General features: G+C 47.2%; 7 protein-coding genes and 3 pseudogenes. 6 read left to right on the plus strand and 4 right to left on the minus strand.

What is annotated here, in order from left to right:
- Positions 1–323 precede the first annotated feature (323 nt).
- Positions 324–671: a hypothetical protein gene (locus tag JW499_RS21000; RefSeq protein ID WP_205212420.1), complete on the plus strand. Its 348-nt coding sequence runs from the start codon at positions 324–326 to the stop codon at positions 669–671.
- A gap of 118 nt (positions 672–789) precedes the next feature.
- On the opposite strand, the gene JW499_RS21005 is transcribed toward JW499_RS21000, so the two are convergent.
- From JW499_RS21005 to JW499_RS21020, 4 genes and pseudogenes are all read right to left on the minus strand, one after another.
- A complete protein-coding gene (locus JW499_RS21005) occupies positions 790–1,350 on the minus strand; it encodes a hypothetical protein (RefSeq protein WP_205212421.1) in 561 nt (186 codons plus the stop codon).
- Between the two features lie 196 nt (positions 1,351–1,546).
- Positions 1,547–1,639: pseudogene (locus tag JW499_RS23080) on the minus strand (transposase); the annotation flags it as partial.
- A 762-nt stretch (positions 1,640–2,401) separates the two neighbouring features.
- Complete coding sequence (locus JW499_RS21015) at positions 2,402–3,202, minus strand: DUF6615 family protein (RefSeq protein WP_205212422.1); 801 nt, start codon at positions 3,200–3,202, stop codon at positions 2,402–2,404.
- A gap of 70 nt (positions 3,203–3,272) precedes the next feature.
- Positions 3,273–3,638 carry a hypothetical protein gene (locus tag JW499_RS21020; protein ID WP_205212423.1) on the minus strand — a complete coding sequence of 122 codons (366 nt, stop codon included), beginning with the start codon at positions 3,636–3,638 and terminating at the stop codon, positions 3,273–3,275.
- 347 nt (positions 3,639–3,985) lie between these two features.
- Between JW499_RS21020 and JW499_RS23085 the strand changes: the two are divergent.
- From JW499_RS23085 to JW499_RS21045, 5 genes and pseudogenes are all read left to right on the plus strand, one after another.
- A pseudogene (locus tag JW499_RS23085) lies at positions 3,986–4,234 on the plus strand (phage integrase N-terminal SAM-like domain-containing protein); the annotation flags it as partial.
- A gap of 281 nt (positions 4,235–4,515) precedes the next feature.
- Entirely contained in the window at positions 4,516–5,454 is a 939-nt protein-coding gene (locus JW499_RS21030; RefSeq protein ID WP_205212424.1) for an HlyD family secretion protein, read from the plus strand.
- A complete protein-coding gene (locus JW499_RS21035) occupies positions 5,451–6,404 on the plus strand; it encodes an ABC transporter ATP-binding protein (protein WP_205212425.1) in 954 nt (317 codons plus the stop codon). The genes JW499_RS21030 and JW499_RS21035 overlap by 4 nt, the downstream gene beginning before the upstream one ends.
- Positions 6,401–7,546: an ABC transporter permease gene (locus JW499_RS21040; protein WP_205212426.1), complete on the plus strand. Its 1,146-nt coding sequence runs from the start codon at positions 6,401–6,403 to the stop codon at positions 7,544–7,546. The genes JW499_RS21035 and JW499_RS21040 overlap by 4 nt, the downstream gene beginning before the upstream one ends.
- An 895-nt stretch (positions 7,547–8,441) precedes the next feature.
- A pseudogene (locus JW499_RS21045) lies at positions 8,442–8,649 on the plus strand (amino acid ABC transporter substrate-binding protein); the annotation flags it as partial.

Below are 8,649 nucleotides of genomic sequence, written 5' to 3' on the forward strand. Positions count from 1 at the left end.
TCAATATAGTGGTCGCGTTCATAGCTCTGGCGGTAATTTGTTTTTGGCGAAATAATTGATCACCAAGGGCTATGAACGTTCCCTTCTTAAGCTAACTATTTGTTATTTATTGAAAATTCGTGGGGATGCCACAGGCTTTGACCCCTTTTACTTACCTTTTACTTGAGAAATAAAACTAAAACCCATATTTAAAATGGGCGGGAAGCGTGTTTTTTAAAGGTGCCTGTTCCGTTGTTTCCTTTCTTGTTTCAATGATAGAATTAATACTATGAGCACTGCATCCCAGATAATTCATGATAGCCAGTCTGCAGAAGGACCGTAGGGTGGAAAAATTTGTTGCTGATCGAGGATTTTACCATTTGATGCTAATTACATCATTCTGTCCTTTTGTTTTAGCAGTAAAATCCTTTTTGGAATATAGAGTAGAGAAGGCTTTTTTATATTTAATTCTACTTTCTTTAAGCTTGATAGCTATACAATTAAGGGTTGGATTGATTTGTTTTGCTAATAAATTTGAAAAATTACAATTTATTATATTGCTGATTTTTATGGTGTTTTTTTTGACTCTAGCATTTCTGAATTTGAATTATTTTCTAGTGGTTTTACTCGGCGTTGCTTTTTTCTTTTATACAAAGAAAATATCTGACAGGGCAAGCAAGAAGAATAAGTAGGATCCAAGAGGAGAATAGAATATGCCCGTCCCTTTGTTTTCTTTAAAGGTGCCTACCCCAGTCTTGATCTATTTCTGGTTTTAGGGCACTGGCCGGCGAATAGAGCCACTGATTCAGGTTATTCATAACACGAATTAACTTCTAATAAATATTCATGGTAATTAACTCTTCTTTTATTAGTTCCTATAAGCTTACTTAAACAGTTTAAGATATTACCTTCAATCAAAACAGTATCTACAATAGTCATATTATCACTATCAATATCAATGAAATTCATATTTAGCAGGTCACTATAATTAAAAAGTTTTCCGCCAAGCATAACCCAATTACCACTTTCATTTTCAAACTCAAAAACAGTGCTAACAGTGATCCCATCTGCTCTTACAACACCAAGAAAAAGTTCTCCATACGAAGCATTACATACTTCGTAATAACTTTCTATAGCAACAATATCTCTATCTATACTAATTGATCTCTCAATATAATCTTTAGTCTGCTTTTTAGAATAAAACTTATTTCTAATTTCATCGAATTCACACTCTTTTTGATTAAGACAAACCCTATAATCTAAAAACACAGAATAGAGTTCATCATTGCATGAGCCAACCTTTTCAGCATTTGCATCTGAAATATAGGGTATTAAAAAAACAATTATAGAAACTTTCAACAAAAAACTCATAATTAACGGACTCCACTTGCATTTAACAAGACTGTCGGATTAGACATTTTGACATAATAATATCCATCTACCGCAGCCTTCACCTGTTCGTTTTAACGTTTTGCCTGGAAGTAATAATGATTATTCCTCCAGTTCAAACACGCTCTGTATCATGTTTCAACGCAATACAGCCTCGATTTCAGGCATATACTGCCACTTAATGCCTGATCTCACCCTGCGTCGCGATTTTCTCAATATTATGCACCATGCAGTACATTAACCATTGTGCGCTGACCTTCTCTTTGCCTCTGAGCGTAAATCATTAAAGGGGTCAAAGCCTGTGGTATCCCCACGAATTTTCAATAAATAACAAATAGTTAGCTTAAGAAGGGAACGTTCATAGCCCTTGGTGATCAATTATTTCGCCAAAAACAAATTACCGCCAGAGCTATGAACGCGACCACTATATTGAACAAAATCATCCCTTTTGTCAGCCCTAATATGCATAAAACTCGACGGAATGCATTAGCTGCATGCGTCTTGAGCCTGGCACAGGGCAGTCTCTGTACTGTCACCAGTATTGGACGTGGCATTCATTCTCAAGCCTATGAAAAGCATCGGATAAAACGCTCAGATAGGTTACTTTCCAACCCACATCTACACATTAAAGGGGTCAAAGCCCTTTTCAATCAATCGCTCTCTTTGGGCATCCCCGCTTTACCTGTCCAACTCTTCTGCAAAAGGGCTTTGACCCCTTTTACTCTCCTTTTCACACAGTCATGATAAAGCGCCCCGTTTCCGAGGTACCCCCACACAGATCCGGACGTGCAGAATTACTGCATCCGGCTCTTCAATAATATCCTCGCCCTTGTAAAACACAGACTCTCAATACCAGCCCACCGCCATCAACCTTTTACTCTCCCGCATGGGCTAGATTCCAAGATTAAAGGGCTTTGACCCCTTTAACTCGCACCGCGCAAGACTCGATACGGGTGAGTGGCTAACTCTTACCCGACAGGGACTTTCACCCTGCAAGTTGTGACAAGCTTCGCTTGTCGCACTAACGCCGCATTCAGCGGCTTGTCTGCTGCAATGCATTGTTAGGCGATTCTTCCAGTTCACGCATATCATATACGGCAATATGCCTGAATTTACCTAGCTCGTATTTTTCAATGAAGGTTTTAATTACTTCCTCACTCATTTCCTGCTCATGGGCGTTAAGAAGATAGTTAACATAAGCAGGAGTCTCCTGTTCGTATAACTCACCGTCTATGGATGGAAAATATTGCTCAAAGTAGCCTCTAAATGCGATTGGACAGCAAAAAATACAGTGGAACGGGTTGCTTACTCGGAGCAAATCATTCTTTGAAACTATCCGCCTATGCTTTCCATCGGCAAATTTTTCAACCACTTTTGCATGCGCCATAAACACTCCACAGTCATCAACATCATTGTGGGCACACATGGCTTTTGTTTTCTTATCAGGAAGACTATAGAAGGCATAGAAAGGAATTTTTCTATTTGCACTTGCATATCTAAGCAAGGTGTTCATTTGGCTTTTTGTCTTATCTGGGTAGTTGAGCTTTCTGACATACGCATCGTATGGCTTAACAATTTTTTTGGCTTGAAAAACTAGCGGGTAGCTTAATTTACTCCCTACAAGCCATACCTCCATTTCAAAGTCGGCCCCAGAAACCCTACTTTCTTGATGCCTAGTAAATGAAGAAACGTTTATTGATTTAAACTTCTTGTCTATTAACGCCCACTTCCATAGCAGAAAGTCGGTGATGGATTCTTCTCCAACGCCTTCAACGTTCAATATGAACTCTTTAACTTCGCTCGTAACGGATTTATGTGATTGGCAATGATTCATGATTCCCTTCTCCTAACGCCCGGGCTCACTGGGGAGCGAACGCAGTGAGCGGTTCCAGTGCAGCCCATTGTTAAGCGATTGGTTGAGGTGCACCAAGCCGTATTTGAGACTCATAGCCATCACGCAACAAATTTATAATATTATCTACTGCCCACTCTAACTCATCTTGACAACACCAATACTCGTTAATCCTTCCATATTCAGTGTAGGTGGATTGATTGAATCCATCTTCTATGTCGTTGTACCAAATGACGCGGTCACCAATGAGAGCAACAACCCAAAAACCACCACCTTCATTCCCCCATGGCTCCTGGTGCCATTTTTTGGGTTCAATTTTAATGACATCCCATATTTTTCTCTGCTCCAAACTCATTCGATCGAGAGCATCTTCTATGTCGCTCCTTAATTCTTCCTCTGATATTGGTTCCCAGGCCATATTTTTATTCGCTTAACAGCTAAATATACGACAACGGTTTTGGAGAAAGACGACAAGTTGTCGTATATCACAGTTTCTAATTAGATTAGAAATACCATCCAACCATCTGAATTTTAATGATTTATATAAAGATTCGACTTTGGGAAAACACGACAGTTTGTCGTATATCTGCAGAAATACGACAAAATGACCATTAATAAGAGTGATTTGCATTCATAATCCCTGAAGTGGCGGGTGTTTCTCCCTGAGTACTTCAATAGTTGCATAGATTTATGCGCCATGAAATACTGTTCATAAATACAGTACAAGGATGTATACGATGAGTTCACCTTTCACGTGCCCGCAACTATAGTAAGCGCATAGAGCAGACCTACATACATTGGACTCTGGATTTTATTCACTACGACAACCGGGTTCATCCCGGTACATTAAATCAGCAGACTACCACTGCTTATCTGGAATATCTGGCGATACACCGTCAGATCGGTACTGACACCCAACGTAAGGCACTGAATGCCCTGGCTTACATGTATAAACTGTTTTTGGGCCGGGATGATAACTGGTTCAAACTGGATTCATTTAAACGTTCATCTTAAAAAGGGTAAAAAGGGGACAGATTTATTTTACTAAATCAGCCCCTTGTTTATTCCTTTCGCGCCTGGAAGGCGCTCCTACAAGGGTATTCGAGCCCCAGGCCGCGCAGCGACCCCTAGCTACTCGCAAGTTGCGAAGCAACATCTAGTCAGCGACAGGTCTTGCATAAATATCCACAACTCTGGCAGTCGATCCCAATTAGGTTTATCGTTCTACTATTAACAAGTTACGAATGCTTTTTCTTTTTCGTCCGTGCTTTGTAAACCATAAAAAGGTCAACACCATGCGTTACCTCATCTGCCTGATTCTGCCATTTCTGAGCGCCTGCGACGGCACCGCTCAGAACCTTGCCCTGGGCACTCTGGAGCGGGACCGGATCGCCCATACGGCCACCGCCAGCGAAGTGGTGGTTGACCTGCCAGTGGCACCCGGCAGCCAGGTGTCCAAAGGTACGATTCTGGTAAAACTTGATAATACGCTACAGCTGGCGGAGGTGGATAAAGCCGCTGCGGAGGTGGCCCGGGCGGAAGCGAATCTGGAAAAACTCAGAAATGGTGCCCGTGCGGAGGAGGTTGCTGCGGCAACCGCCAACGTCGCCGGAGCGCGGGCCTCTCTGGTTGAAAGTCGCTCTAACTATACCCGCATCCTCAATCTGAAAAAGCAGAAACTGGTCAGTCAGTCGGAACTGGACCGGGCGCGTTCGGTGAAAGATGCGGCTCAGGCGGGGTTGGAGAGTGCGCAGGAAGCCCTGCGGTTGCTGACCAATGGCACCCGGGAGGAGGATCTCCGGGCTGCGGAAGCGTCATTGAATTCAGCCAAAGCCACACTGGCGATCCAGACTAAACGGCTGGAGGATCTGACCATTACCGCCACCCGTGATGGCATTCTGGATAACCTGCCCTGGAATCTGGGGGAGCGGGTCACTATCGGCAGCCCGCTGGCGATTATACTGGCGGGCAAAGCGCCCCATGCACGGGTCTATATTCCCGAACCCTATCGGGTGAAACTGCAGGTGGGGGATTCACTGACAGTGCATGTGGATGGCATTGAGCAACCGCTTACAGGCCAGTTGAGCTGGATCGCAACCGAACCCGCCTTTACCCCCTATTACGCCCTGAATCAGGAGGAGCGCGCCCGGCTGATGTATCTGGCAGAGGTGCAGCTAGCGGACAGTGAAGCCGAGCTGCCCAATGGTGTCCCGGCACAGGTGGAGCTGCCATGACCAGCCCGTCAGCCAGCTATGCTATCCGGGCAGAAAAACTCAGCCGCCGCTTTGGTGATACCCTGGCGGTGCAGGATCTCGACCTGGAAGTTGAAACCGGCAGGATCTATGGCTTTCTGGGCCCCAATGGCTGTGGCAAAACCACCACCATCCGCATGCTCACCGGGCTGCTGCAACCCAGTGCTGGCAGGGTTGAGGTGCTCGGCTTCAATCTGCCTGATGATGCAGAAAAGCTGCGGTTGCATATTGGTTATATGACGCAGAAGTTTTCGCTCTACGATGACCTTACGATTGAGGAGAATCTCAGGTTTATTGCACGCATCTATGGCCTGAACGCCCGGGCACAGAAGCAGCGGATCGAAGAGCTGCTGAGCATTTATGGGCTGCAGGCAAAAGCAAAGCAGTTTGCCGGCAGTATGAGCGGTGGCCAGCGCCAGAGACTCAGTTTAGCCGCGGCTACTCTGCATAAACCGAAACTACTGTTCCTTGATGAACCGACCTCTGCCGTCGACCCGGAAAACCGCCGGGAGTTCTGGGAGCAGCTATTCGACCTGAGCGATCAGGGCACCAGCATCCTGGTATCCACCCACTATATGGATGAAGCGGAACGCTGCCATAAACTGGCGATTCTGGAGAACGGTATTAAACGGGCCGATGGCAGCCCCGATGAGCTGATGCAGCAGATGGGCTCCAGCGTGGTAGAGATCAGTTCATCGGAACTGCGCTCGTTAAAACAGATACTGATAGCACTGCCGGAGATTATCTCCGCCGCGCAACTGGGCGCGCGTCTGCGGGTGCTGGTGAAGGATAGTGTGGGCGACCCTGTCGGCTTTCTCTCTCAACAACCGTCGGTGAAGCCTGAAGATCAGCTCAATCGGGTGCGGCCCAGTCTGGAAGATGTGTTTGTCACCTGCACCGGCGTCAGAGCCGACAGCGGGGAGCAACCATGAACCCTTTTGTCCGGGTCGGTGCGATTGCCGCTAAAGAGCTGCTGCAACTTAAACGGGACAAGATGACCTTCGGCATGATCGTGATGATCCCGCTGATTCAGCTACTGCTGTTTGGTTTTGCCATCAATACCAATGTGCGCCATCTTCCGGTGGGCGTGGTGGATTACAGCCACAGCGGTTTAAGCCGGGTGCTGATTCAAACCATCAGCGCCACTCAGGTGGTCACCTTCACCCGCCACTTCACCAACCTGCCCGAGGCAGAGCAGGCGATCGCCAGTGCGGAGGTGCGGGCGGTGCTGATTATCCCCGGCGATGTCAGTCAGCGACTGGTGCGCAACCCCAGTGTAGGGATGGGCTCTCCGTCGGCCAGCGATGCAGAGACCAGCCGGCCGGTTGCCCAGTGGCTGGTTGATGGCTCTGACACCATTGTCGCCGGTGCGATTAAGGGCCTGCGGGGGATGCCTCTGGTAGAACTGCTGGATAAGCCCGCCAACCGCCAGACACCCACCTTTGAGGTCACCCTGCTCTACAATCCGGAGCAGCGCACGGTGGTGAATATCGTGCCGGGACTGGCTGCGGTGATCCTGACGATGACGATGATTATGTTCACCTCCGCCGCCATCGTGCGGGAACGGGAAAGGGGCAATATGGAGATGCTGATCACCACCCCGGTACGCCCGATCGAACTGATGATCGGTAAGATTCTCCCCTATATTTTTATCGGTGCACTTCAGGTTGCCATTATTCTGGGGCTCGGTTTCCTGCTGTTTAATGTGCCGCTCAATGGCAGCCTGTTACAGCTGGCACTGGCCACCCTGCTGTTTATTACTGCCAGCCTGACCCTGGGCCTGATTATCTCCACCATTGCCAAAAGTCAGTTGCAATCGATGCAGATGACGATCTTTGTCTTACTACCCTCAATCCTGCTATCCGGCTTTATGTTTCCCTACGAGGGGATGCCGCTGGCGGCGCAATATATCGCTGAGGCTCTGCCAGCGACCCACTTTATGCGGCTGATTCGCGGCGTGGTGTTAAAGGATGTAGAGATCATCAATATGGCTGGCGATATGTACTGGCTGGCGCTGTTTACACTGGGGGGGTTAGCCGTCGCCTCGATACGCTTTAAGAAACGCCTCGATTAAATACTGCCATTGATTCTCCCGCACCGGGCTGCACGATGGAGCAGCCCCTGCGGCTGATGCAGGGTCAAACAGCAACACACAATTCTCCTGAGAACCAGAAAAGAAAATCAAAAAAGTGCGCTAAACCCAACATATTTACACCTGCATCAGCTAATAATTGGCACGCTAAGAGGTAAAGAAGGCACAGCAGGATGCAACTTATTCCGAATATTCACACTAGAGTCTAGTGGCGTAGATACAGAGAGAGCCGAGCACTCTCGCTATCTGCAGCTGATCTTCGGGTTACCCCGCACACCGTCCGACCACTGATCGGACGTTTTTGCAGGCGAGCTAACCAATAAAAGATCATCCAGTAAAAGATCGCAGTTGTCAGAAATGCTATGTCTCGCCTGATGTCCGGGACATGGTTTTTCCAGTAAGACACAACTGCAATGCCCCTGGTGGCATAAGCATCCATTTCATAAGATGGATATAGCAAGACAATAATTATAACTCTCGTGCCCAGCACGCTGCTTTCCGGAGTCACTGACACATGCAAGAATTTGTCGATCTCATAAACGGCATTATCTCAAGCCCTGCTCTGATCTATCTCTGCCTTGGGGCCGGTCTTTTCTATTCAATCCAGACACGCTTCGCACCGCGGCGAATGTTGCGCAAAATGTGCGAGCGGCTGTTTTCAGAATCACAATCCAGCTCTGAATCTGCATCAGCACCTATCAGAGCCTGAAGCTCTGCGACAGGCACTCAGCCCAGCTGAAGATTACAAGAATAAAGAAGTGGAATACGCTTTACGACGTTTCAAAACTGGCGTCCAAATCTATAGCACGGCTGTTAAACACAGCCTGCTTTAATGTCTCATTTATTCATTCGTTATAAAAACAAGAGGAAGTAAACAATGAAGAAAACCCTGATTTCCGCTGCCGTCCTGATGGTTGCAATGACAGGTACCGCCATGGCGGGTACTTTGGAAACGGTGAAGGAGCGTGACGCACTTCAGTGTGGTGTAACGAGTGGTGTCCCTGGCTTCTCGGTGCCTGATGATCAAGGTAACTGGAAAGGTCTGGACGTTGATGTATGCCGGGCGGTGGCTGCCGCCGTGCTGG

Source organism: Amphritea pacifica (assembly GCF_016924145.1).
Taxonomy (GTDB): domain Bacteria; phylum Pseudomonadota; class Gammaproteobacteria; order Pseudomonadales; family Balneatricaceae; genus Amphritea; species Amphritea pacifica.